Genomic DNA, 26101 nt, shown 5'->3' on the forward strand with positions numbered 1-26101 from the left:
ACAGCGATGGCAACGAAACGGAATGTTATTTTTTTGTCTGGATCCATTCGGCAATCGCCCGCTGTGAGCGCACAGCCGAATCGTTGCCAGGCATTCTCAACTCTACATTTTTTCCTTCGCCATCGATGAATGCGCCCTGGCAATTGTCGGCCAGTTGGAGGCGCAGAATTTCCAGGAGCTCGGCTTTCAGGCTGGCGTTGGCGATGGGAAAGCACACTTCAATGCGGCGGTAGATGTTGCGGATCATCCAGTCGGCGGAGCCCATGAAGACTTCGGGGTGGCCATTGTTTTCGAACACGAAGATGCGACCGTGCTCGAGATAACGGTCGATGATCCTTTTGACGGTAATGGTTTCGCTGATGCCTTTCACTCCCGGGATCAGGCAGCAAATGCCCCGCACGATGAGCCGGATCTTTACGCCGGCCTGCGAAGCTTCATAGAGTTTGGCGATGAGGATGCGCTCTTCCAGGTTGTTGAGTTTGATCGTGATGCCACAAGGTTTTCCTTCCTGCGCATGCTGAATTTCGCGATCGATCAAAGCGAGGAAACGCTCCTGCAAGTTGAAGTGCCCCACCAGCAAATGCTCGAAGGAGAGATCGGTTTTTCGTGTGCGCTTTTTTCGCTTTTTCAGAAAATCAAACAACCATTGAATTTCGGTGAGCATGGGCTGATGGGCCGTGAGCAGGACGTGATCGGTATAGAAGCGCGCCGTGCTTTCGTTGAAATTGCCGGTGGCCAGCAAGCCGAGCAGGGAAGTTTTTTTATGATGCTTCCGTTTCACCAGGGCTAGCTTGGCGTGCACCTTGAGCCCGGGAATGCTCTCGATGATGCGCACCCCCGCGGCTTTCATTTGCTTTGACCATTTAATATTATTTGCCTCGTCGAACCGCGCTTTCAACTCAACAAATACCACGACGTGCTTTCCGTTTTTAGCGGCGCTGATGAGCGCATTGGCAATACGGGATTCGGCAGCCACGCGATAGAGCGTCACATAGATCGCCTTCACGGTGGGATCAAGCGCGGCTTCCGAGAAAAAACGAAGCACGGTTTCGTAGCTGTTGTAGGGCGGGTGAAGCAGCAGGTCTTTTTTCCGAATCTCCTGGAAAAGCGACGACTGCCGCGGAACGGGCAGGCGCGTGACCGGCCAGGGCTCATAACAAAACCGGCTGTCCTTCAGCGGCAGGGTGGCCAGGTCCTTGAGGTTGTGATAAGCTCCGCCGGCAATAAAATTCGCTGTGCCGAGGTGGAGCTTCTTTTTTAGGATGGCCAGTGTGTGCGGGGTGAGGCCGGGTTCGTAGAGGAACCGCGTGGCAAAACCCAGGTCGCGCGTGCCGATGCGTTGTTCGATCTTTTCGGCGAGGTTGCCGCTGAACTCGTCCTCCAGGTTTAGGTCGGAGTCGCGGGTGATCTTTATGCTTTGGTGGGTGAAGATCTTTTGGTGGACCACCTTGTCCAGGTTGAGTTTAATAATGTCCTCCAGGAATAAGATGTACTGAATGCCATTGTGTGCCACAAGATAGAACCGCGGCAACTCCTCGGAAGGGATATTGACAATATAAACTTCCTTGCCCTTACGCTTTCCTGTCGATCGCGTGGTCACTACCAGGTACAGTTTGTTGTTCTCCGGAAAAAACTCCGTGTGCTTAGCAATCTTTACGGGTTGCAGAAATGTGGCGACGGTGTAGGTGAAATAGTCGTTCACCGCGTCGTGGATGAAATCGGGAATGGGTTCGTTGTAAACCAGGTGGATACCATTGGCGCGCAAGGCCTGCAGGATGTCCGATTCGATCACGCTGCCAAAGCGTTTCTGTTGGTTCACCACCGTGTCGTGTATGACCGGCAAAGTTTGCCTCAATTCTTTTTCTTCGTTCTTGTTCACTACCGCGCTCAACGCCGTTCGGGCGGGCATGCGCACGCGATAAAATTCGTCGAGGTTCGAGGAGTAGATGGCGAGAAACCGGATGCGCTCCATCAAGGGCACCGAGTCGCGCTGGGCTTCCATGAGCACGCGCTCGTTGAAGGAAAGCCAGCTCAGATCGCGATCGAAGAAAGGATAAGCAACAGGGGCGGGGTCGGTTTTGTGGGGCATGCGCGTAGGGTCCGGAAGAACAGTCATTGCCAAAATAATCAAATAAAAGACTGCCCAGACAACGGACGCGGAGCTTATTTTATTGCCGGATGACGGCCTTTGTTGGGAGGGTCCGGGTGTCTCTTTTCCGGTGACGGTCTCGATTATTTAACAAAAACTTAAACCCGGCGGCGCATTCGGGTGACCGTGAATGACTATCTTTTTGGATGTTCACTTCCTTCCGGCAACGGCTGCTCTTCTGTTTTTCGCTCATCCTCGGCGCAAGCTTTCTGATCGTGATCCTCACACACTATCATCAACTGGCCCGGGAAAAAATTTCACGTTCTACGGCACTGATCGAGTCGGCCTATGTCTTGATGTTGAAAGACATCAACATCAAGAGCGACCTGTTCAACCAGGACGTTCACCAGCCCGCTTTTTTTAAGACCCGGACCAGCCCAAACCTGCGGGACCACCAGCGGATGAAAGACTCCATCGAACTCACCCTGGACGCCGCCATCGCTTCGTTCCGGCATTTGCCCTACACCATGGATTCGGGGTTGTATGTTGTCGAGCGGCAACTCAAAGGATCGGAAGCGCTTTTCGACACGCTGACCGCGCTCTTGCTGGATCGGGGCTACAAAGACTACAACCTGGAGGGTGCCATGCGCCGTCATATCCACTGGCTGGAAGACCACCACGCCATCGCTGCCGATAAAATGCTGAGCCTGCGCCGTCATGAAAAAGATTACATCATCCGCCAGGAACCCGAGTATGTTCAAAAGCTCAATGCGATGGTGACCGATCTGCTGAAGCGCTATCCCTCTGCTTCCGACTCGGCCGCGTTTCACCTGGCGGGATACCGCGATCGTTTCAACGAAATGGTGGCACTCGAAACACGCATGGGCATACGCAGCAACTCCGGTCTGAAGCGGGAGATGGACGATAAACTCAAAGCCATCGGTCATTCCCTGAACCAGGTGGTGATCCAGGCACAGGCCCGCGAGAAAGAAAGTTTAATGCAGCTTAACCGCTTGTTCTTATTCCTCTCCCTGATGCTGGTGGCGTTGAGCGTGGTCGCCAGTTTCATCATCGCCCGGCGGATCACGCGCCCGCTTACAGAGCTCACGGAATTTATCACCCGTTTCATCGACAGTCATTTTACGGTGGAGGAACAAGCACCGGCTGTGCGAACGAAGGATGAGATCGGCAAACTGGCCGCAAACTTTACATTGCTGAAAGACGAGGTGATCAGTCACCTGAAATTTTTCAAACAGAAAGTCGATGAGCGGACCGCAGAATTGAATCGTGCCAATCAACGGCTCCTGGCCATCAACGAAGCCAATGCGCGCTTTGTGCCGACGCCGTTCCTGAAGTTCCTTGGAAAAAATTCGATCGAAGAAGTAGGTCCCGGCGACCAGGTGCACGGTGAGATGACGGTGCTGTTTACGGATATCCGTGCGTTCACCCATCTATCGGAGACGCTAAGCCCACAGCAGAACTTTGATTTCGTCAACACCTATTTGCGCGAGATGGTGCCTGTCATCGAGCGGCACCATGGCTTTATCGACAAATTTATCGGCGACACCATCATGGCCATTTTCCCCGACTCGCCCGACGACGCCGTCGATGCGGCCTTGGACTTTGCGAAAGCCATCAGCCGTTTCAACGCGCATTTGCGGGCAAATAACATCGCGCCGATCGAGATCGGCACGGGCATTCACACCGGCAAACTGGTGTTGGGTACCATTGGCAACGCCAGCCGCCTGGAGACGACGGTGATCTCCGACGCGGTGAACATCGCCTCGCGCCTGGAGGGTCTCTGCAAACACTATCATGCGTCCATCATCGTTTCCGACGACACCCTCGTCAAAGCCAACGCACTCAACAAACGCAACTTTCGTTACCTGGACGATGTGCGCGTGAAGGGAAAGCAGAAATCGATTCGTGTGTTTGAAATATTGGATGCCGAAAAAGATAGTTTTAAAATTTCATACCTCATGCACTACGAAAGCGGCATCGCCCGCATGAAGGCCGGTGATTATGAGGAAGCCCGGCAGATCTTTGCGGCACTCCATCAGAAAAATCCCGCCGACGGTTTGTTATTCCTGCTTTTGCAGCGCTGCGAAAAGCGGGCTGAACACGGGTCGTCGCTGCCCTGGGATGGTGTCGAAATCATGTATGTGAAATGACGATGACCTTGACCTTGGGGTGACTGGGAAAACGGGAAGTCAGCAAATAGAAAGGGCTGCGTTTTTACGGCAGCCCCTTCAAATCTGAACCAATAATCTAATGTCCTCTTTAACGAGGGCGCTTAAAGTTTGTTTCGTTCGAGTACATTTTGCAGAAAAAAGGTATTCGTCCGCATTTTGTTTGCGATCACTTTGAAAGCTACACCTTGCCCCCGACATGCATAGGTGATTTGTTCTGCGTGCCGCGGCTGCTTTGTTCTGGGGATCAAGTGTGTGTTAAAAAGATATACCCCTGCTTGCGACATCCAAAGCGTTTTCAAGAATGGTCAACGCTGCCGACAATTGCGCGCGCGTGATGATCAACGGCGGCGAAAGCTGCAGCACGTTGCCCTGCGAAACCTTGAAACTCAAACCTTGCTGAAGGCATTCATACATCACCGTTTCCGCTTCCTGCACAGCCTTCTCTTTTGTCTTGCGGTCTTTCACGAGTTCCACGCCCCACAACAGCCCGATGCCGCGTACATCGCCGATCAAAGGAAACTTTTGTTGCAGGCGATCCAGTTGCTCGCGCATGAAACGACCATCGTCGCGCACTTTCTCCAGGAGATTATTTTCTTCGATGTACTCCAGCATGGCCAGGGCCGCCACACTTCCCAGGGGGCTTTTTTCAAATGTAAAATGACCCAGCGAAACTTCTGCGGCAATGTTGTGGGACTCACGTGCTACAATACCCGCCATCGGGATAACGCCCGCGCCGAGGCCTTTGCCCAGGCACACGATGTCCGGTTCGATGTCGTAATGTTCGAACGCAAACATTTTTCCCGTGCGCCCGAAAGCGATGGGGATCTCATCCAGGATCAGGAGTACGTGGTGACGGGTGCAGATCTCTCTCACTTTTTTCCAATAGGCCTTCGATGGTATTTGCACGTCGGTGTTGCGCATGGTCTCAATTAAAAAGGCTCCAATGTCACCTTCTTTTTCAATGACATATTCGAGGTAGTCCGCGTAGGCGATGTCGCTATCATTCGTGGAGCTGAAAGGACCGCGATAGGTGGTGGGAGGAGGGATGCGTTCGACGCCTGGTGCAAGCGGGCCCATGCCCTTTCGAAAGTCGCGTTCACCGCCAGCGGCGATGGCGTCGAGGGATGCGCCGTGAAAAGAATCCCAGACGGAGATGATCTTGTGTTTGCCGGTCACCAGCCGCGCCAGTTTCAAGGCCATGCTGATGGCGGAACTACCCCCTGGTGCAAACAGCACGCGCTTCAGATCGCCAGGAAAAAGGTCACCCAATTTTTTGGCGAGGGTGATCGCGGGGATGTTCGTATAGCGACGGGGTGAGAATGCCAGTTGGTCCATTTGGGCTTTCACACGGTCGAGCACGAAGGCATTGCCATAACCCAGTTGGTGAACGTTGTTGCCGTGGAAGTCCATGTATTCTTTTCCACGGATGTCGGTCAGGTAAATGTCGTGGCAGGAGGCCAGCACGTCGAGACAGGGCGTGGAGAGGGATTGATGCAGGAAATAGCGGGCATCCTCGTCCAGGTATTGTCGCGTTTCGGGATGTTCGATCACCGCATACCAGGCGGTTCGGGACGCCGACAAATTGATATCGCCTTCGGTGCGCAGGGGGGAGCCGCTCATAGCTACTGAATAAGTTTTATAAAGACTAAACAAATATCCCGGATTTTCCTGATCCTTTCCGCCTGCACAACGGATTATGTTTTTGTTAATGGAACCCGCCCTGTCCGCTGCGAGAAGGGGAGCCACGGCGTGCATGAGATTGTATTTTGTATTCGCTTAATCCCGCGCTTTAACTTATCATTGTGTCTGTATGCAAGAGGATATACTAATACAGATCAGCAATAAAATAAAGCAAGCACGGAAATCGAAGAACGCCACGGTTCAGGAGTTGGCCGATTTGGCCAAGGTGAGCAAGGGGCTCATTTCACAAGTTGAAAACAGCCGCACGATCCCCTCGCTGCCGGTCCTGTTCTCCATCATCCGCGCGCTGAACCTGGACCTGAACGACTTTTTCAAAGACGTCACCCTCATGGCGGACGTTCCCAAGGTCATCACCAAAAAGCCGAAGGACTATCAAAAATTCGAAAAAGAAACCACGAAAGGATTTACCTACAGAAGAATTCTCACCAAAGAAATTGGCAACCTTCCCATCGACGTCGTTCTACTGGAACTGAAACCCGGCGCCAAACGCAAGGCCTATGTGAAAACAGAAGCCTATGAATATAAGTACATCATCAAAGGCTCGATCCGCTACGTCATCGGCGAAAAGGAATATGTGCTCAAGACCGGCGACTCGCTATTCTTCGACGGACGCGAGGAACACACCTTGGCCAACGCCGGAAAATCGACAGCGCAAATGTTGGTGGTGTATTTCTTTATACCGACGTAATAGCCCCTGGCCTTTAGGCTTGGTCTATATCTTTTGAAGGGAAAGGGCATAATTGAGTGAGCAACCCTGGGTTAAGGCCTACGTTCAGAAAATGTCAGTAATATTTTGAATAACCCCGGACTTTAGTCCGGGGTACAGACACCTACTTATGACGGGCTTTAGCCCTGACTTTTCCTCTGTATGTATCGCTGTCTACCCAATCATCGGTGTGGTCAGGGCTAAAGCCCGGATGAGTGAGATGTCTTGGTCCCTGGCCTAAAGGCCAGGGTTATTCAGTTCCGTGCCGGTGGCGCACGTCGTAACATCAAACATAGAAGTCGACGATCATCTTCTTAGAAAATATTTTTGACCAGGCTTAAAAGTATAAACTCATAAAGTTTATCCCGTTGCTGTGAAAGACACGCTGCACGATCTCCGACGAAGATATCTGGTTTCCTACCTGTAATTGTTTCCCAAATTCATTCATGTAGTTGAACGCATAGCGCTCGACATAGGCCTCGAGGTGAACCAGCGATTCGGCGGTCAGGAAGCCGTTGAGGGGATTGATGATGCCTTCAAAATCGGAACCGATGGCGAGACAATCCCATGCCGGCAAATGATTCCGGTCCAGCAACTCGGCCACGTGCTGTATTTGGTTCCACAACAGCTCGGCGCGGTAGTGCCGGATCTGGCTCATGTGAATGGAGTGCTTCACCGCCTGCAGCGTTTGCTTGTTGGCCACACGACGTTCGTCCAGTTGTAGCCCGAAGATCCCCTTCGAGCGGGCCACCTGCACAATTTCGTCATCGTAGAAATTGATGTCTTCCTGTAAGAGTTTGCTGGCCGTATGTTGTGCCAGCGGGTCCATGGTCTTGTCGTTCATCGACTTCAGGCCATTGGCGGCGCCGTGGCTTACGATGATGGGAATGTCCTGCCCGGCATACGCAGGCGAAGCGAGGATGTTGAAATATTGTGTCCTTCCCTTCGCGCTCATGTGTTTGATGTCGATGTACATGCGCTTTCCATTGTCGCGACTCAACACCGCATCCACCACCGAGAGGCCTGCTGCACTGAAACCCTCACCCAGGCCATCGCTCTGATCGGTTGCTTCACCCACAATGCCGGTGAGGCTTTTCGAATGGCCACACAAGAAATTGTTGAAGTGATGTGAAAAGGTGACAAAGAGCGGCGGGTATTTCCATTGCTTGATTTTTTTTACGTTCTCTACCAGCGAAGCAACATCCAGTGGTGCCGTGTGATCCACATTCAGGGTATGAAGCCCTTCGATGGTCATCACGACAAAGACGATCTGATCGCGCATCGGGTCGTTTTGAAGAATGCCCTGCATCTCTGCGAAATTTCGGATGAGTTTATATTTAAAAGTACCGGACACAGTCTTCACCGGCTGATTGTCCAGTGACTCATAGAATTTATACTCGCGCTCCAGGTCTTCAAAATAATTTCGGTTGGCTTGGATAAAGTCGACGCGTTCTTTTCCAACCCCGGTGATAAAATCGTTTACCAGGTCGCTCAGGATGCGGTCGCCAAGTTTGTTTTTGAAGAAACCCTGTTCAACGGGATAGAGCGAAGCGCAGACGAGGCGCACATCGCCAAAGGAGAGCGTGGTGAAATCGGCCTGCGAGAATTTGGAGATCCCACTGATCATCTGGAGGCCGCGCTCGAACAAGTTTGGCGAATCATAGAACCAGGCGCTGGTTTGTTCCGATGCATCGGGATTGTTGATGCCGAGGTTGCTGGTGCCGAAGCCCTTTCCATAAGGTTTCATGGAAGGATGGCAATGGAAGTCGATGTAGAAGGGTGTCATTTTTTTATTTGTCGATTTGATTAAGCCATAGTCATAACGAGAACTGTGTTCATCCTGGAACCAGGGACACAAGGTGGGTATGTCGACTTATGTTTGAACACGAAATTATAAAGCCCATCTTTTCCGGACTTGGTTTAGGTCGGAAGAGATGGGCTCTGTATCGAAGCTAGGGAATGGTTTACATTTTCACAATACCTGACTTCAGGTTAATTCGGGGCCATGTTTTTATAACCGCCCTGACTAGATCAATGTACCATTGCGTTTGGCTCGAACGTGAGTGCACGTACCAGGTCAAGGAATGGTCGCGTACAACTGGCACACAGCAGGTCCTCCATTTTGCCTTTTCGGAATTCCAGGTCATTGAAGTGGTGTATGACCGCCGGCTGTAACGGGTCGGGTACGTCGATGCCTGTTAAAAATCCGGAGAGGGCGGAGCCGGATCCCACGTGTAGGAAGACGGTGTTTGTTTCATCGCGGTGGCAGCCCGTGCAGGTGTTCAGGGAAAAATGGTGACGGGTTTCGAGTGCCACACCCGGCGCAGTCCATTTTCCGTTTTCGCTGCGGGCCTTGGCTCCCAGGAACGGAACTTGTGCATGCGTGACCTGGTCTTCCACCGTCAGGGGCACGCTGTGTTTGTCGGCCAGCACTTCCGTCGCATGGGCGTTGATCCAGGCTACGAGGTTGTTCACATCGGGTGGCGTGTCGACGTGTGATGCCTCGTTGTATTTTTCGATCGGCTCTTGCGCCGTGGTTGACAGTTTAAATTTGTGGGTTGCCGAATCCAATTTGAATTCGCGCATTTCCCATGCGCCGTCGCTGCTGAGCACAAGATCGTTGGTCCGGATTTGCTTTAGGGCGCTCCGGTTCGTGCGGATAGGGTCGGCGTTGGCCGTGGAGAACACGTCGGTAATGGCTTTCAGCGCGCTGTTGTAGGCTGGCGATCCGAGGGGATGGTTCTTCAGATCATACCATTTTTGAGCGTACGCTTTCAAGTCGGCACACGTGTGCAGGGGAACGGCATATTCAAAAATAATGGTAGCGGCAGGAAGCGGCGACGTTCCTGTTTCGGGATCGATGATCTCAAAGATGAAGCGGCCCTCGCCACTGTTGGTTTGTCCGTAACCCAAATTGCCACGCAGGTCGAGCCGGTTCACAATCGCGATGAGGTTCACTTCAAGATTGTAGGGATCGAGCGGTTTGGTTTGCCAGTTGGTGGCATCGAAGCTACCTATGGGACTACCACTCCGGATGACGGCGTCTTTGATCGAGACAAAAATTTTGGGGCGTGCTTTTGCCGTGTCGGTGTTGGCCACGCCGTCGTGTTGTATTGCCAGCAGCCAGCTTTTCAATAGGTCTTCTGCAGTTACACCCGTCACCGGGGTGTTGGCAATGTTCGTCATCAGTGTGCCAAATGTCCAGGCGCCATGTGCTACGTCAGATGCCTCAGGGCTGTTGAGTACGGTGGGGTGGACGACCATCAGCGAGTGCTCGGAAGAAACATCGAGCAAGATTCTGCACAATACCCCAGGTGGAAAAAGGATATGCTTGCCCTTTTTGAAATCGTCGGGTCGGAAATCCTTGAGGAACGAAATATCCTGCCGCACGATCTCCCGCCCCTTAAATCCAACGGACAGCTCTTTCTCTAGCTGCCCGCGATTTTTATCCAGCTCGTCGAGTTCTTGTTCCAGTGCTCCCAGGTCTTCATGGATAGCAACGGAGAATTTTCCATCGTCGGCCGTTTCATCTGCCCCGCGACCGTCGTCGCGCAATACGATCTTACCAGAGGGGAGTGCGATCGCATGATATGGCGATTTGATCGTGCCTTTGCCAAAGTCGGCCACGACCAGCAAATTGTTTTCGTTATCCTCAAGCTTTTTAATGCTCACAGCCTTGGCCAGCGGTGGGTTCATTTCAAACGCGGGATTGACGGCAACGTCCTGCGGCAGTTTATCTTTTTTGCAGGCGATGGGTAGAACGATTAACAGTAGAAAGGCTAAACTCAACAGACTGAATTTTTGGGAGTGCCAACGTGCGGACTGAGGTCTTTTCATACAAGAGAGGGTTAAGGGGTTATTAAAGTTTAAACACAAAAGCCCATCTCCTGCAAATGCAGAAAGATGGGCTCCAGATTCGAAGATAGGAGAAAAAAATGAAGGGCCTTATGACGCGCCGCCGTTACGTGAAGGGATGAACGATTTGTTTAAGACGATGGAACAAAAGTCGCATGTGTGGTGTGCCCATGGGTTTCACAAGCTATGGCCACTCCCTGAAAATGGGAATGGAGATTGTGCCGCTATTCCTAAACGCAGACGTAACAATGGAGTGAACTTCAGTTAATACTAGAGGGGTATACTTACAGAACAATCAACCCTCATACCCCCCAACCCATGAAAAGAACCTTTACTCTCTTCTCTTCCCAGCGCATAGGCAGCGACCGGCTGCCACTCCCGCAGGCCTCGCGGCTCAGGCAAATGTTGCTGGTCGTGCTCTTCCTGTTCACGACCGTATGCGTACAAGCGCAGATCACCTTGTTACAGGATTATCAAAACAATCATTCCGCCGCCATCGGAACCTTCCAGGGCATCAACTTCCGGGAGGCGGGCTTCTCCGGGCTATACGCCATTCCAGGCACCAATGGAAAAGAATTCTGGACACTTTCAGACAGGGGCGTCAACGTAGATGCAGCCAACGCCAATCCTGCCGCTTGTCGTCCTACCTATGACAAGATCTATGGTTTCCCTTCGTATGCACCCAAGATCCATCGCATCCGCGTTAACGGCGACTCGGTGCAGATCCTGCAGACCATCACCATGAAACGTCCGGATGGCACCAACGCCACCGGTATCATCAACCCGGCCGGCTTTGGCAGCACGGCCCAGGAAATGGCCTCGACCGACACCGTGTTGAATTGCGCCAACTTCAATCTGAAGATCGCTCCCAAAGATGTGTGGGGCATCGACTCCGAAGGGATCGTGCGCGATGGCGATGGTAACTTTTGGGTGTGCGAGGAAGGCGGTCCCACCGTGTGGAAGATCAGTCCCAACGGTGTGGTGTTGAAACGGTTCACGCCCTATGCCAACCTCGCCGGCGCCCAGCCGCAGGATGTGCAGATCGATACGGTGTTCAAGTATCGTAAAAACAACCGCGGCTTCGAGGGCATCTCGATCACGCCCAGCGGAAAGATCTACGCCATCATCCAGAGCCCCATTCTCTACCCGAATAAAAGTGTAGGCGAAGGCACACGCATCCATCGCATCCTTGAAATAAATCCCGTCACCAACGCCACGCGGATGTTTGCTTATGTGAACGACGGCATCATCGGCACCGGCAGCAACCAGATCCGCCTGCGCGACTGGAAGATCGGCGACATGGCCGCCATCAACGACCACTCCTTCCTCGTGCTGGAAGCGGCCCTGCGCGGCACGACCGACATCAAAAGGATCTACCGCATCGAACTGAACGGCGCCACACCCGTCACCTCCGCGCTCTACAACGGCCTCACCCTCGAAGCTCTCGTCGATACCACGGGCCTCAGCGCACAGGGCATCAAGCCCGTGAAGAAAACGCTGGTCATGGACCTGCTGGCCAACGGATGGCCCTCGGTTTTGGACAAAGCCGAAGGACTTGCCATTCTCAACGACAGCACGATTGCCATCACCAACGACAATGACTATGGCCAGTCGTCGCCGCTGGAAAACGGAATCGCTACGGCTACCGCCAATAAAAGTCATGTGTTTGTTTATCGCTTGTCCGGTGCCAACAAGTTGGAAGGTTACCAGGCCAGTTGTCAACTGTCGGCCGAAGAAATTTCCGGGCCTGCCAATGCTTGTGCCTTTATGGGCCACATCGGCGAAGTGGCCACCTATAGCGTAGCGGCCACCAATGGTGCAAGCTTTGAGTGGACATTGCCCAAACAAGCTACGTTGGTTTCCGGTCAGGGGACCAATACCATTCGCGTTAAATTCCTTGGTGCCTTTGTCAGCGGAACGATAGGGGTGAAGATCACGAGCACCTGCGGCACCGATGTACTCACGCGTTCACTGAATGTAATAAAGTCATTACCCGCTACACCGCAGACGATCATCGGACCTTCCCGTGTATGCGATTTTGTCGGCACATCCACACCCGTGACTTACGCGATCGATTTCACTACCGAGGATGTTGTTGAATATCGTTGGACCGTACCCGCCCATGTTGCGCTCGTTGGCGGGCAGGGCACGGATTCCATACAAGTCATCTTTACCTCCCGGTTCAGAGCCGGCGACATTAAAGTGAAGGCCATCTCCGGTTGCGGCTCCAGTGCTTTCCGCACGCTGGCATTGTCTTCCACACCGCCATCGAAACCCGGCGCCATTGCCGGTCAAAGCTATGCGATCTGCAGCCCGAACAATGTGGTGACCTACAGCATCGACCCGGTTCCCTTCGCGACCTCGTACAAATGGACAACCACCGTGCCCGGTGCGATCATCGTCGCCAACGACAGCACCACGGCCACCATCACGTTCCCGCCTTTTGTGAATGGCATCGTGAGCGTGCTGGCCGTCAACGACTGTGGCAGCAGCGCGGCGCGCACCTTGACGGTCCGCTCCAAAGCTGAAACCCCGGCCATCGTGCATGGTCCATCCGAAGTTTGCCTGGGATCGCTTCAAACCTTTAGCGTCGACTCGTTGGCCGGCGTGTTGTACTATGACTGGTCGGTACCCAAAGGCAGCGTGATCCAATCCGGCGTGGGCACAGCGTCCATCACGGTGAAGATCGGTTCCGAAAGCGGTTCCATAAAAGTACGGGCTGTCACCGGCTGCGACGTCGGCAACAACGCCAAGCTCGACCTTGTAGTGAAACGCTGCAACGGGGTCCCTACACATTGTGACCTTGTCCTCTATCCCATCCCTACCAAAGGACAACTTTACTTCCGCTTCGAAACCAACGAGAAAGTAACCTTCCAGGTAACCATCACCCATGCCATTACCGGGGCGACCGTATTCCGTACTGCTGGCGCGGTTGGGCCTGATGACAACACATACGCGGCCGACTTGTCGCAGCTTCCCAACGGGTACTACATTGTGCACGTAACGTCGGGAACATTCAGCCGGCATCAACGCATAGAAATTAAACGTTAGCGATTTGGATTTACGGTTTAGAAAGAAGAAGCAGCCTCCGGGCTGCTTCTTTCGTTACCGGTTTAAGTGTTAAAAAAACAAACAACACACCCAGGACAACTCGCACGCAGATTCAAGTGTATCCAAAGAAAACGACCCGTCACACTTGGACCCATTATAAAGTAAGTCTTCAGACTTACTTTTCCATCACAATTAAATTAAAATCACGTCCATCAAAGCCTCCGGCATCCCCGCATAATTCATAGCACTACTATACAAGTAATCCTCCCCCGACAACACAATCCCCTCCACTACCGGATTATTATGTATATAATCCAACACCCGATCAATCATCCCATTCGTATTCAACTCCAAGGGATGACTATGCTGCTGCCAAAACTGATTCTTTTCATTATTGCAGTTTCGTCGCCCTGCCCGCTCAAACAACCAAAGAAGCAATTCCTTGCGACTTTCCCGAGGATTATCGCGTATCGCCTCCGTGATTTTCACTGAAGTATATTTCTTAATGTCTCGAATAATTCCCTGGAGGCTTGGCTCCCCGTTCCGGCCAATGATCATGTGAACATGGCTGCTCATGATGCAATAGGCACATAACTCCAATCCTTTGTGTTGTTGACAGTAGCGGAGGCTGGAAAGAAAAATGTCTTTGTATTCTCTGCGGATGAATACGTCCAGCCAATGGATGACGGTGAAGGTGACAAAGTATAGTTTGTCCTGGTTGCGGATTTTGTATTTACGGCTCATGGTGGGTAACGGTAATAGTTAAATTTAATGGGAGGAGCGTAGAATTGCAAGGCGGCAGTCTAAAGACTGCGAGAATGGCTGGCACAAGTGTGTACACTTGCGCCAGTTCCTAAAATTTTTGTACTTTTCCAGTCAGTTAGAGATGGTTTGTGGCGATTATAACCCTGTCCCTTCTTTTTATTTAAGCACAAAATCGTATGGATGTAAAAGCACCGAGTGTAAACGACTACAAAAAGTGGTTATTGTATAATTTTGGCAATCAAGGATTCGAGAGTCACTACCAGCTTTTCAAGGCGTTGAAGTCCGGCGAGACGTTTGGCGCCGTGACGCTTGGCCATAGTGAAAAGGAAGGCCAACGACACTGGACAATTTCGCACGAGGCGGTGGATGCCGACTTGCAAATTGCAGACAGCCATCGGGCAGGCGTTCTTCAATACCTGGTGGATAACTATTTTCATACGGAGGACATTGACCAGGTGCTGGTTCAAAAAAAACAGCATTCCGAGAAGGGAAAGAATCACAATTATGTGACGGATAAGCATTACGGAAAAGAAGAAGAAGGTGACTACAAAATTCGGCAACACCCGAAAGAAAGTACGTATTTCAATGTGAAGCTCGTGGTGAGCATCCTGGTGTATTTGGCCTTTGCAGCCGTGTCGGTAGCAGCGGTGTTGACGGATCTGTCTTTTCTTTTTGTGCTGGCGGCGGGCGTCCTGATCTTTCTTTTTGTCTGGTTGGTGGAGAAAATTTTCATGGGGATCTTTATCGGCATCATCCGCGGCAATTCCATCCAGGTGACCAAAGAGCAATACCCGGAGATCTATGAGATCATCGCTGCGCAGGCGCGTCGGCTGAAGATGAAGGAGCTGCCTGAAATTTATATCAGCGCCGGGCACTTCAATGCTTTTGTGACCAAGTTCTCGCGGGCGCATATCCTGATGATTTACTCCGAGGTTATCGAGACGACGTTGACGGGCAACTATGATGTTTTAAAATATGTGACGGCGCACGAGCTGGGACATATCAAACAAAAACACCTGACCAAAGAAAAATACCTGTTTCCCTCGAAAATCATCCCATTCCTCGGGCTTGCCTATTCCCGCGGCTGTGAATATACCTGTGACCGGATCGGTTTTGACTTTTCACCCAAGGGCTCCATCGAAGGTGTACTCATCCTGACTACCGGAAAGGAGATCCATTCAAAATTCAACATCGACATACACATCAGCAATGCCGTCGCGAACGAAGGCTTCTGGACGATTTTCAGCGAGAAGTTTTTAACCCACCCGCATTTGTACAAGCGGCTTGTTGAAATAAAAAAGTACAGCGCGTATAGTTGATGACGCTGCGTTGGTGCTGAAAGAAGTCGGGCCGTGTCTGCGTGTTGAAGGTGCATCACACAAACCATCGACATTATCGGTAACGTTCTCGTTCCGCGTTCATCCAAATTTGTGATCCGCTTGAAAAGGCCTTGTGCCGTGTCGTTGCAAAGCATTGGATATGAATGCTTTGTCAACAAATAAAATGACTTTCAAACGGCCTTTCCAACCCTCAAACGTTGCCAAATTTTGAACAAACGATTGCATTTATTAACCGTTATGCATACACTTGTTTTAAAATCCCAGGTTTAGGCTGGGCATTTATAACGGCAGAACGGATGCAGGAAGACTACGAATGGAGCGAGCAGGATCTGATAGCGGCATTGCAAAATGGCGATGCCCGGGCGTATAATGTCATCTTCAAACAGTACTGGAAAACCTTATATCACCAGGCCTACACGAAACTGCAGTCGCATGAGATTGCAGAAGAGATCGTGCAAGATTTGTTCCTCACGCTCTGGGAAAAGCGCAGCACGTTGCTGATCTCCAATCTGGAGCACTACCTGAAAGCCTCCCTGCGCAACAAGTGCATCGATCACATCCGCGCCCGGTTGGTGAAAGACAAATACTGGACCTACTACAAAACCTTCATCCCCCGCCAAACCAACAACACCCAGGAGATGGTGACCTACAACAACCTGGTGGAAGCGTTAGAAAGCGGCATGGCCCGCCTCCCCGAAAAAACAAAAGCCATCTTCTCCCTCAGCCGCTTCGAAGGCCGATCCGTCGCCGACGTAGCCAAAGACCTCCAGCTCTCCGAAAAAGCCGTCGAATACCACCTCACCAAATCCCTCAAAGTCCTCAAGGTCTACCTAAAAGACTTCGTCTTCCTCTTCCTCCTCTTCTTCATGTAAGAACCCGACGACGTCTATTCCCTTAGTTAGTAGCTGACTTCAAAAATTCCGCCCACCGGATTACACACTTGCATCCCTAACTCCCTGGTCCCGAACTTTCGGCCCCGACCATTGCCCCGCCCTTTCAGCCCTCAGCACTAACCCGCCCAGCTAAACTCCTGACTAACACCGGCAACCGACTGCCACCAACAAAGCTCCTGTCTTCTCCGGCTACTGACTACTGGCTACTGGCTACTAGAATGCCGAGAACAAGCTCCTGACTCCTGGCTTCCGGCTCCTGGCTCCTGATTTTTTTCCGAAATCGATTTAGGGATTCCCCCGCCTTCCTCGTCTTCTACTGATATATGCGCGAAAACCCCATCCCCCGAAAGGAATTTGAGAAGCTGCTCGTGAAGTATCAAAAAGGAACCTGCACTCCCGAAGAGCAGGCCCTGGTGCAGCAATGGTATGATTCCATTGGAAAAGATGTAAACTTTTCCATGGACGAAGACCGCCAACAACAATTGGAGGACAGCCTGTGGCAGAAATTGTCGTTTCGCATGCACGACCAAAAAGAGAAAGAAACGCTGGGCGTGTACTGGAAAATTGCCGGCGTGGCCGCAGCCTTGTTCATCTGTGTGGGCGTGGGCTTCTTTCTCACTAAACGTACACTCGTAGAAGAGGGCAACTTTGAAATAGCCTCCGGAACCGAAACGATCATCACCAACTATGAGACAGAACCCAAGGTGGTGACACTGGAAGATGGCAGCGTTGTCACGCTCCAGCCGTCCAGCACGATCCGGTTGGCCAAGCCTTTCAAAAAAGAGAGACGTGAATTGCAGCTGACCGGGGTAGCCTTTTTCGAGGTGGCGCACGATCAGCGCCGGCCGTTCCTGGTCTATACGAAGAACGTGATCACCAAAGTTCTCGGCACCAGTTTTTCGGTGCATGCCGCCAAAGACGATCAGGCGATCGTGGTGGCCGTCAGAACGGGACGGGTTTCGGTGTCACGCCAGGTGGAAAAGAATTTTGGACTGACCAAATCGGTGAAGGAAGAGGCGATCCTGGTGCCCAACCAAAAAGCCATTTTCAACCTGAAGGAAGAAAAGGTGACCACGACCCTGGTGGAGGATCCCCAGCCGGTGGCCAAAGCCGAAAAAGCGCAGGTGTTGACGTTTGACGAGAAGCCGGTAGTGGCCATTCTGAAAACCCTGGAAAAAATGTATGCGGTGGAAATTTTGTATGACGAAAAAACCTTGCAGTCCTGCGAACTCACTACGGTGTTTTCGGAAGAAGGACTCTATGAACGGTTGAGAATCATTTGCAAGGCCATCGGCGGGACGTTCGAAGTGCAGGGCACCCGCATCGTGTTGCAAAGCCATGGATGCGCGAATTAAATGGATATTATCAAAATGACATACTACCCAAACCTAATCCGGATACTATGAGCTAATTCTATCTGACCAAAAAAAGCAGGCCGATAATGTTGCAGCATTACCGGCCTCATACCGGGTTTTTCCAAGGGATGAACCTGGCGTTCGTTTTTGAATTGTTACACTCAAAACCTAATAAAGGTATGAATAAACCTATTCCTAAAAAAATTATTGCTCTTATGAGATTAACGTTGATACAAGCAGTAATGGCTGGCATTTTCAGCGTATGGGCCTATGGGTTCGAATCGAAGGGTCAGGAAATATTGGACCGGAAGATCTCCGTGCACGTTGAAAAGAAAAGTATCAAGTCTGTGCTTCAGTTCATCGAACAGGAAGCACAGGTAAAATTTACCTATCAGTCGCAACTGATCCGTTCGATCGGCCCTGTATCCATGGCCATCTCGGATGTGAAGGTCAGCGACGCCCTGGCCGAACTGCTTGGCCCCAGCATTTCGTACGAAGTGGATGGCAACCAAATCATTCTTAAACCCGCTCCCACAGCAGAGGAGCCCGCCAGCAGCTATGAGCAGGCGGTGCGCATGCAAAGCGTGGTTACCGTAACTGGTCAGGTGACCGACACCGATGGTCAGGCTTTGCCCGGCTCGAACGTGGTGGTGAAAGGTACCAACAATGGGGTAACCACGGATTCCGACGGTAAATTCACGCTCTCCGTTCCCAACGAAGAGTCTGTATTGGTCATTTCATTTATCGGTTATGCCTCGCAGGAGGTCGTGGTAGGATCGCAAACGACTATCCATGTGATCATGGTTCCCGAACTGCAATCGCTCAACGAAGTTGTGGTGGTGGGTTATGGTACACAGCGCAAACAGGATGTTACCGGATCGATCTCTTCCATCAAGGCCGATGATCTGAAAACACAAGGATCCAACACCATCCAAAAATCATTGCAGGGCCGTGCGGCCGGCGTGCAGGTTGAATCTGCCGGCGGTGAGCCTGGCTCGGGTGTGAAAATATTGATCCGCGGTACCGGCTCCCTGAACAGCAACAACCCGCTGTACATTGTGGACGGTGTTCAGGTGGACAACATCAACAACCTCAACCCTTCGGATGTTCAGTCGATGGACATCCTGAAAGATGCTTCAGCCGCCGCCATCTACGGTTCGCGTGCTTCCAACGGTGTGGTGCTGATCACCACGAAATCCGGAGCGGAAGGCGACATCAAGATCGATTTCAGTTCCTATGTAGGCGTGGCGAACGTGACAAAAAAGATGGACGTGTTGAACGCGACCGATTGGGCCGCGGTGAGCAACGCCGCCCACGACAACGCAGGCCTCGCGCGCCTGGATGCAGCCAACAATCCTGCACCCACAACTGCCGGCACAGACTGGCAGAAACAGATCTATCATACTGCCCCCGTGCAGAACTATACGCTCTCCGCCGGTGGTGGTGGAAAGAACTACAACTTCAACGTGTCGGGTGGATACCTCAACCAGGATGGTATCGTGAAGAACACCAACTATGAGCGCATCAACCTGCGCATGAAGTCGGAGTTCACCAAAGGCATTTTCAAATTTGGACAAAGCTTTATCCTCACCCGCGAGAATGCCAGACCGCAACCTCCGGGCTTGGGTGGACAAGGTGGAAACCCCGTGGAAGCCGCGACGAAGATGATCCCGGTATTCAATGTATACGATCCTGCAGCCGTAGGAGGCTACAGCGGCGCCTATGGACCTGTAGTGGACGTGGCGAACCCGGTGGCATCGTTGAACCTTCAAAAAATAAGGAACAACACCAACACCGCCATCCTCAATATGTTTACCGAGGTAACCCTTCTCGAAGGCCTCAAATACAAATACAATTTTGGATACACCAACACCGCAGCGAACAACTTCAACTACATTGCGCCGTATCAGGTGGGTGCTTTGTTTGTGAACCAACTCTCCAAGCTCACCGAGTTCAAGAGCCAGAACAATTATTTCCTCCAGGAGCATACGCTGAACTACACGAAGACCTTTGGTAAACACAGCTTGCAGGCCTTGGGTGGTTTCACCTATCAGAACACGCAATACCGCACGCTCACCGGCTACAAGACCGGTATGCCCAACGGCATCGAAGTGCTCGACGCCGGTACGGCCAACGCCTCGGTGGGTAGCAACGCGAAAGAATATGCTTTGCTTTCTTACCTCGGACGCCTCGTGTATTCGTACGACAACCGCTATGTGATTACCGGTACGTTCCGCCGCGACGGGTCGTCGCGGTTTGGTAATGGCTACAAGTACGGTACATTCCCTTCCGTGGCCCTGGCCTGGAACGCGTCCAACGAAGACTTCTTCAGCGTGCTGGAACCTGTCGTGACCAACTTGAAAGTGAGAGCCAGCTATGGTGTGCTGGGTAACCAGGAAATTCCTGATTACCTGTATTCGCCCACCATCAACTCCAACATCAACTATGTGACAGGACAAGATCAGCACCTCTGGAACGGATCGACACAAACCGCGTTTGCCACACCCAACATCAAGTGGGAGAGCTCGAAAACGTTCGACATCGGTACCGACTGGGGTTTCTTTGGTAACAAACTGAACCTGACCGCCGACTACTTCATCCGCAAGAACACCGACATCCTGTTGCAGGTGCCCCTGCCGTTGTCGTCGGGTGCCAGCGGAAGCAACCCGTATGTGAATGCCGGTAGCATCACCAACAAGGGTCTTGAATTGGCATTGAACTACAACAACCAGGTCAACGATTTCAAATATCAACTGACCGGCACGTTCACCGCCATCAACAATGAGGTGACCGCCCTCGGAACCGGAAGCCAGCAGATCTTTGGCGGCCAGCCCACCCACCACGGTGCTTCGGCTACCGTAACACAAGCCGGCTTGCCCGTAGGATCGTTCTATTTGATCAAAGATGCCGGTATCTTCCAGACACAGGAGGAGATCAACGCCTACCAGAAGAACGGTCAGCTGATTCAACCCAATGCCAAACCCGGCGACATCAAGTTTGAAGATGCCAACGGCGACGGTGTGATCGATCAGAACGACCGTCAATATGCCGGCAGCCCGACACCGAAATTCTCTTACGGTTTTGGTGGCAATGCAGCCTGGAAAAACTTCGACGTTACCATTTTCTTCCAGGGAACACAAGGCAACAAGATCTACAACGGTTTCCGTCAGGATCTGGAAAGCATGAGCCTCGAGGAAAACTATGCAGCGTCGACCAAGAATGCCTGGACGCCTACGAACACGAACACCGACATGCCGCGTGCCGTGATCAACGACCCGAACTACAACTCGCAAACGTCGACGCGCTTCCTGGAAAATGGATCGTATCTCCGCTTCAAGACCTTGCAGATCGGCTACACGCTGCCGAAGAACCTGGTGACCCGCGCGAGCATCACTTCTGCCCGTCTGTATGTGAGCTTCGACAACCTGTTCACCATCACCGGCTACAAAGGGTTCAACCCCGACATCGGCCGTCAGGATACCGGATTGCCTTACTCTGTGCTGGATCGCGGTGTGGACTTTGGCCACGTGTCATACCCGCTGCCCCGGACTTCCTTATTTGGCGTTCAACTCTCCTTTTAATTTAAAACATGAACACGATGAAACGATATACAATTGTTTTGCTGACGCTCCTCGCAGTGTCGGCGTGTACGGATGAACTGAACCAGGTAAATCCCAACAGCCTCACCACGGCAAATTTCTGGAAGACGCAATCCGACTTTGAGTCGGGCCTGGCAGCTTCCTACAAAGTGTGGAAGGATGTGAACAACGGCTATTGGGCCGTGCGAGGCATCGAGCTCACCAACGGCCGCGGCGATGACTCGTTCATCCGCAACGACGTGAAAGATCTCTATCAGCTCTCGACGTTCACGAACAATGCTACCACGGGCACACCCGCCAGCATGTTCACCGGTGCCTACAACGCCATCTTCCGCGCTAACCAGGTGATTGAAAATCTGCCGGGCAGTGAACTGGCCGACGACCTTAAGGCGCGGTTGACAGCGGAAGCAAAATTCCTCCGCGCAGTCAATCACTTTAACCTCGCCATCAATTTCGGATCGGTGCCGGTCATTACCGCTGTGCCGAAAACGGCTAACGATGCATTCGTAGCAAAATCACCCGAAGCCGATGTATGGGCACAAGTGGTCACGGATCTGAAGGATGCCGCCGCAGGCCTGCCGGTGTCGTATGATGCCAGCGGTGTGGGGCGTGCAACAAAAGGTTCTGCGCTGGGCTACCTGGGCAAAGCCTATGTGTATACCAAGAACTGGCCCGAAGCCGAAAACACGTTCAAGCTGTTGGCCCAATCCAATGGCCAGCCGCAATCGCCGTTCACGTATGATCTGCTCGCCAACTATGAAGACAACTTCATCGCCGGCATGGACAACAACAAAGAGTCGTTGTTCGAGATCCAGATCCAGAACGTAGGAGGAACCGCGCCCTGGAACGGTGAAAATGCAAACGAATCGCAAGGTGTCACCACTGCGCAGGAATTTGCTCCCACCGAAGTAGCCGGTTGGTTCGAAATGTTCCCGACAGACAAGATCTTCAACGAGTTTGAAAAAGAGAAAACTACGGACAACGATTTTGATCCCAGAATGTATGCTTCCCTGGTATGGGATTATCCCGGAGCAACCTACTACAATCTGCCCTATACGTCGTTCTCGAATCCCTTCAACTCGAAGGCCCGGATCCGCAAGTATCAAAACTGGCGCAACAACAACGAAGGCATCTGGATCTCGGAGATCAACGAAAAAGTTCTCCGCTATTCCGACGTTCTGCTGATGTATGCCGAAACGCTCACGATGCAGGGTCGTCAGAGCGAAGCCTACCCGCTGATGAACCGTGTTCGCGAACGCGCCCACCTGGCCGATCTGACGCCCGGTATGTCTGCCGACGCCATGATGGCGGAGATCCGCCACCAGCGCATGATCGAGTTCTATCGCGAAGGTCTTCGTTTCTATGACCTCAAGCGTTGGGGCCTCCTGCAACAGGAGATCACCAACAGCGACAAAGTAGGCCGCGAGTTCTACGAAGACAAGTTCCAATACTTCCCCATCCCGCAAAACGAGATCAACACCAACAACAAGATGGTGCAAAACGATCCTTGGTAGGCGCATTGGCTAAGTGTTCTTAAAATAAAACAACCAGCATTTTGCTGGTTGTTTTATTTTGTGCCCATCGCCGATGCGGATGAACCGCTTAACGATGAAACCGCGTTTCGTTGAAATCAAATATCCAAATCCGGTATGAGGGTCCAACGGCCAATCACCTTCAGCCAGGTCAAATCCCTGATGCCGACGGGAGAAGGCGGACCAACCATCAGGTTGGTTGGTTCTTCAAAGCTTCGATCGAACTGGAGTATACCGGGCCGGGTCCTATCGGCGGACAGGAGCAGGCTGTTGATGATGGCATCCACCTCGTCTGTGCTGAGTTGATTGGGGCCATTGATGTTCATGTCGAAGATGTGATGGGTGGCCGGCAGGATGACATGTTTCAATTGGGGGATGCCTTCCACAGCAACAGACTCTAGCTCCGGATTCAAACTCAGGTCTACGGTTTCAGGCCCGTGATTGCGATTGATCAGCATGACCCTGAGATTCGGCAATGCCTGGAAGTCGATCGCGTCGATCTTGCCCAGGTTAAAACCGGCCGAGAACCACCAGACGGTTTCGAGCGCGCCCGTGATGGAGATCTCATACTTGCCAGGGGCCGGGTAGGTGTGATTGAGTCCCGTCGGTTCTACGTCCGAAGGAAAGGCTATTTCTTCGTGCGTGCCATCGCCCCACGCTACCTCGATCGTTTTGCTGGCACCGCCGCCTATGGTGCATGAGAAAAAGAGGTCGTCGTCGACCACGGCCAGCATGGTGAATTGGTTCAACAACACTTTCAACGGCTCGCCATGTAGCGCGGCGAACAATTCGCTAAAGATAAAATCCTTCGTGTAGGTCCGGTATCCTTCCTTGGTCACGACCAGCCGGTAGATCATGTTCGGTTCTTCCGAGAAGGCAATCACATTGGTTCGCGCTTCCAGTGCATAGGTTCCGATGGTGGTTGAGCCGTGCGTGAGGGTAGCCTCGGCCGTGGTCATCGAAACTTCCCCATCGATGGAAACAAAGACGGCTACCTTCAAGGTGTTGATGTAGTTGATCTGAAAGGTAGCGTAGCCGAAATCTTCGGGTATGCGCTGGGATACGTCAACGACTTCCATGTCTACGTTGGTGACTTCAGCGTTGGAAACCACGAAGTCGTAGGGAAGGGGATGGGTCACGGCCGTGGCCAGGGGGGATCCTGCTTTTGGTGTGGCATACAACACGTTGTTGTCATCGTCCACCAGCAGGAAATCGGTGATGGTGTACGTGCCCGGCGGGAGATCGATGGGATCGGTCATGAGACTGGAACCGATGTGCAGCAAGGCTATTCTTTTGCTGGTGAATACGGGATCGCCAATGCTATTCTCCAGGCTGAGCAACAAGGCAACCGGCTCTGCCGTTTCGATCCGGCCACCGGATGGGGCAGTAGGGTGAACGCCGAAGGTGAACTGAACCTTTTGCAAGGCAACCGGGCTATTTTCATTCTTACAAAATTGGAGGGCTGTGCTCATCGCGACGAGGCCGATCCAAAACAGAATATTTTTCATGATTGAATAATGCTAAGGTTTGATGATAAGACACTTGAAACAGGCGCATGTCCTTATGCACCCGGATCCGGAACAATTGACCAACCGTAGTTTTCCTTCAGATCTCTGAGCATCTCCACGGAGATGGATGAAGGCGGCCCCACCATTTCGTTGGTCGGGATCGCCCAGTTTTTGTCGAGCAGGAAGCGGCCGTTCCGTGTGTTCCGGAGCACCGCCGAATCATGAATTTTTTGAATGATGTCGTCTACCTCTGCCGTTGAAAGATCAATGGGGCCTTGAATGTCCATGTAGCTGATGGTATTGGCTGCGGGAAGCAACACGTGATGCAGTATCCGGTCGCCTGCGAACGCTACGGAAGTGAGCTGCGTGTTTTGACTGAGATCAATCGAAATGGGTCCCGGTGTCAGCACGGCCCAGAACTCATTCAGGTTGGTCAGGGCCTGCACATCAATGGCTTCGATCTTGGGCTGATCGTAAGCGAGTCGGATCGAGATGATCGATTCCACATCGCCTGTGATGGTAATTTCAAACCGGTCGACGGTAGTGTAGGTGTGTTCGAAGACATCATCCGATGATGTGCCATCGCCCCAATCCACATGGAAGGTGGAGCCTTCCAGTGCTCCCACACTCATCCGGAAGTCAGCCGTAAATCCCTCTGCGGTATTCACCAGGATAGTGAATTGATGCAACACAACTTGCAGCGGCGCGCCGTTCAGGGTGGCGAGCAATTCGCTGTAGATAAAATCCTTGACGTAGGTTTTGAACCCCTCCTTGATCACGATCAGGCGGTAAGACGCCTGCGGGTCACCCGCAAAGGGAAGGATGTTGGTTTTTGCTTCGAGGGAATAGTTGCCGACCACTTCGTCGCCGTGATCGAGAATGGCTGTGGCCGTAGTCAGCACAAGTTCGCCGCCGGTGTTGATAAACACGGCCACCTGGAGTGTGTTCACCAGGTTAATATCAAAAGTAGCATAACCGAAATCTTCCGGCGTGTTTTGCGAAACGTCGACCACTTCCATCACCACCGTTGTGACGTCATCCGCCGACACGGTGAAAGCGTAGGGGAGGGGATGCGTGACCGCGCTGGCCAAAGGTGATCCAACTTTTGGAGTGGCATACAAAACCACACCGGCGTCATCGACCAGGAGGAATTCGGTGATGTTGTAGGTGCCCGTAGGCAATTGAACGGGCTCTGTCATCACACTGGAACCTACGTGCAGCAAGTTTATGCGCTTGTGTGTGAACACGGGATCACCCGCACTGTTTTCGATACTGATCAATAACGCGGTAGGTTCCGCGGTCTCCGTCCGACCACCCGAGGGCTGAGACCGAAGGCCGAACGAAAATTGAACGCTTTGAATCGCGGCAGGACTGCTTTCGGTCTTGCATTGCTGGAGGGATGCGCCAACCGTGAGCACCCCAATCCAAAAGAGAAGTTTTTTCATGAGAGGTAAAGTTTATTTGAGATAGACAATTTTTTTCTTCGGGGTGACCCATTACGGTCGAGCTCCATGC

General features: G+C 52.2%; 15 protein-coding genes. 8 read left to right on the top strand and 7 right to left on the bottom strand.

What is annotated here, in order from left to right; genetic code table 11:
* Positions 1-25: 25 nt before the first annotated feature.
* Positions 26-2089: a polyphosphate kinase 1 gene (gene ppk1 / locus BUB30_RS24360; protein ID WP_073139322.1), complete on the bottom strand. Its 2064-nt coding sequence runs from the start codon at positions 2087-2089 to the stop codon at positions 26-28.
* Positions 2090-2295: 206 nt separating this feature from the next.
* On the opposite strand from ppk1, the gene BUB30_RS24365 reads away from it, so the two are divergent.
* Positions 2296-4260 carry an adenylate/guanylate cyclase domain-containing protein gene (locus tag BUB30_RS24365; RefSeq protein ID WP_073139324.1) on the top strand — a complete coding sequence of 655 codons (1965 nt, stop codon included), beginning with the start codon at positions 2296-2298 and terminating at the stop codon, positions 4258-4260.
* Positions 4261-4536: 276 nt separating this feature from the next.
* Here BUB30_RS24365 and BUB30_RS24370 read toward each other — a convergent pair whose 3' ends face one another.
* Positions 4537-5901, bottom strand: coding sequence for an aspartate aminotransferase family protein (locus BUB30_RS24370; RefSeq protein WP_073139327.1), 1365 nt, complete (start codon positions 5899-5901; stop codon positions 4537-4539).
* Positions 5902-6091: 190 nt separating this feature from the next.
* Between BUB30_RS24370 and BUB30_RS24375 the strand changes: the two genes are divergently transcribed.
* Positions 6092-6670: a helix-turn-helix domain-containing protein gene (locus BUB30_RS24375; RefSeq protein ID WP_073139330.1), complete on the top strand. Its 579-nt coding sequence runs from the start codon at positions 6092-6094 to the stop codon at positions 6668-6670.
* A 355-nt stretch (positions 6671-7025) separates the two neighbouring features.
* Here the strand turns inward: BUB30_RS24375 and BUB30_RS24380 are convergent, their stop codons facing one another.
* Together BUB30_RS24380 and BUB30_RS24385 are read right to left on the bottom strand one after the other, a co-directional pair.
* Complete coding sequence (locus BUB30_RS24380; protein WP_073139708.1) at positions 7026-8474, bottom strand: membrane dipeptidase; 1449 nt, start codon at positions 8472-8474, stop codon at positions 7026-7028.
* A gap of 245 nt (positions 8475-8719) precedes the next feature.
* Positions 8720-10525 (bottom strand): hypothetical protein, encoded by a 1806-nt coding sequence (locus BUB30_RS24385; protein WP_073139333.1) that lies wholly within the window; start codon positions 10523-10525, stop codon positions 8720-8722.
* A gap of 336 nt (positions 10526-10861) precedes the next feature.
* On the opposite strand from BUB30_RS24385, the gene BUB30_RS24390 reads away from it, so the two are divergent.
* Positions 10862-13594: an esterase-like activity of phytase family protein gene (locus BUB30_RS24390; RefSeq protein WP_073139336.1), complete on the top strand. Its 2733-nt coding sequence runs from the start codon at positions 10862-10864 to the stop codon at positions 13592-13594.
* A 192-nt stretch (positions 13595-13786) separates the two neighbouring features.
* Here the strand turns inward: BUB30_RS24390 and BUB30_RS24395 are convergent, their stop codons facing one another.
* Positions 13787-14338: an REP-associated tyrosine transposase gene (locus tag BUB30_RS24395; protein WP_073139338.1), complete on the bottom strand. Its 552-nt coding sequence runs from the start codon at positions 14336-14338 to the stop codon at positions 13787-13789.
* 197 nt (positions 14339-14535) lie between these two features.
* Here BUB30_RS24395 and BUB30_RS24400 point away from each other — a divergent pair, with 197 nt between their 5' ends.
* From BUB30_RS24400 to BUB30_RS24420, 5 genes are all read left to right on the top strand, one after another.
* A complete protein-coding gene (locus BUB30_RS24400) occupies positions 14536-15678 on the top strand; it encodes a M48 family metallopeptidase (RefSeq protein ID WP_073139341.1) in 1143 nt (380 codons plus the stop codon).
* A 317-nt stretch (positions 15679-15995) separates the two neighbouring features.
* Positions 15996-16571, top strand: coding sequence for an RNA polymerase sigma factor (locus tag BUB30_RS24405; RefSeq protein ID WP_073139343.1), 576 nt, complete (start codon positions 15996-15998; stop codon positions 16569-16571).
* 344 nt (positions 16572-16915) lie between these two features.
* Positions 16916-17947, top strand: coding sequence for a FecR family protein (locus BUB30_RS24410; protein WP_073139346.1), 1032 nt, complete (start codon positions 16916-16918; stop codon positions 17945-17947).
* A gap of 215 nt (positions 17948-18162) precedes the next feature.
* Positions 18163-21528, top strand: a complete 3366-nt coding sequence (locus BUB30_RS24415; protein ID WP_178377184.1) for a SusC/RagA family TonB-linked outer membrane protein — start codon at positions 18163-18165, stop codon at positions 21526-21528.
* A 17-nt stretch (positions 21529-21545) separates the two neighbouring features.
* Positions 21546-23060, top strand: coding sequence for a RagB/SusD family nutrient uptake outer membrane protein (locus BUB30_RS24420; RefSeq protein ID WP_073139714.1), 1515 nt, complete (start codon positions 21546-21548; stop codon positions 23058-23060).
* 116 nt (positions 23061-23176) lie between these two features.
* Here BUB30_RS24420 and BUB30_RS24425 read toward each other — a convergent pair whose 3' ends face one another.
* Positions 23177-24586: a hypothetical protein gene (locus BUB30_RS24425; protein WP_073139349.1), complete on the bottom strand. Its 1410-nt coding sequence runs from the start codon at positions 24584-24586 to the stop codon at positions 23177-23179.
* A gap of 53 nt (positions 24587-24639) precedes the next feature.
* Positions 24640-26031 (bottom strand): hypothetical protein, encoded by a 1392-nt coding sequence (locus BUB30_RS24430; protein WP_073139352.1) that lies wholly within the window; start codon positions 26029-26031, stop codon positions 24640-24642.
* Between the last annotated feature and the right edge of the window lie 70 nt (positions 26032-26101).

This window comes from Chryseolinea serpens (assembly GCF_900129725.1).
GTDB classification, from domain to species: Bacteria; Bacteroidota; Bacteroidia; order Cytophagales; family Cyclobacteriaceae; genus Chryseolinea; species Chryseolinea serpens.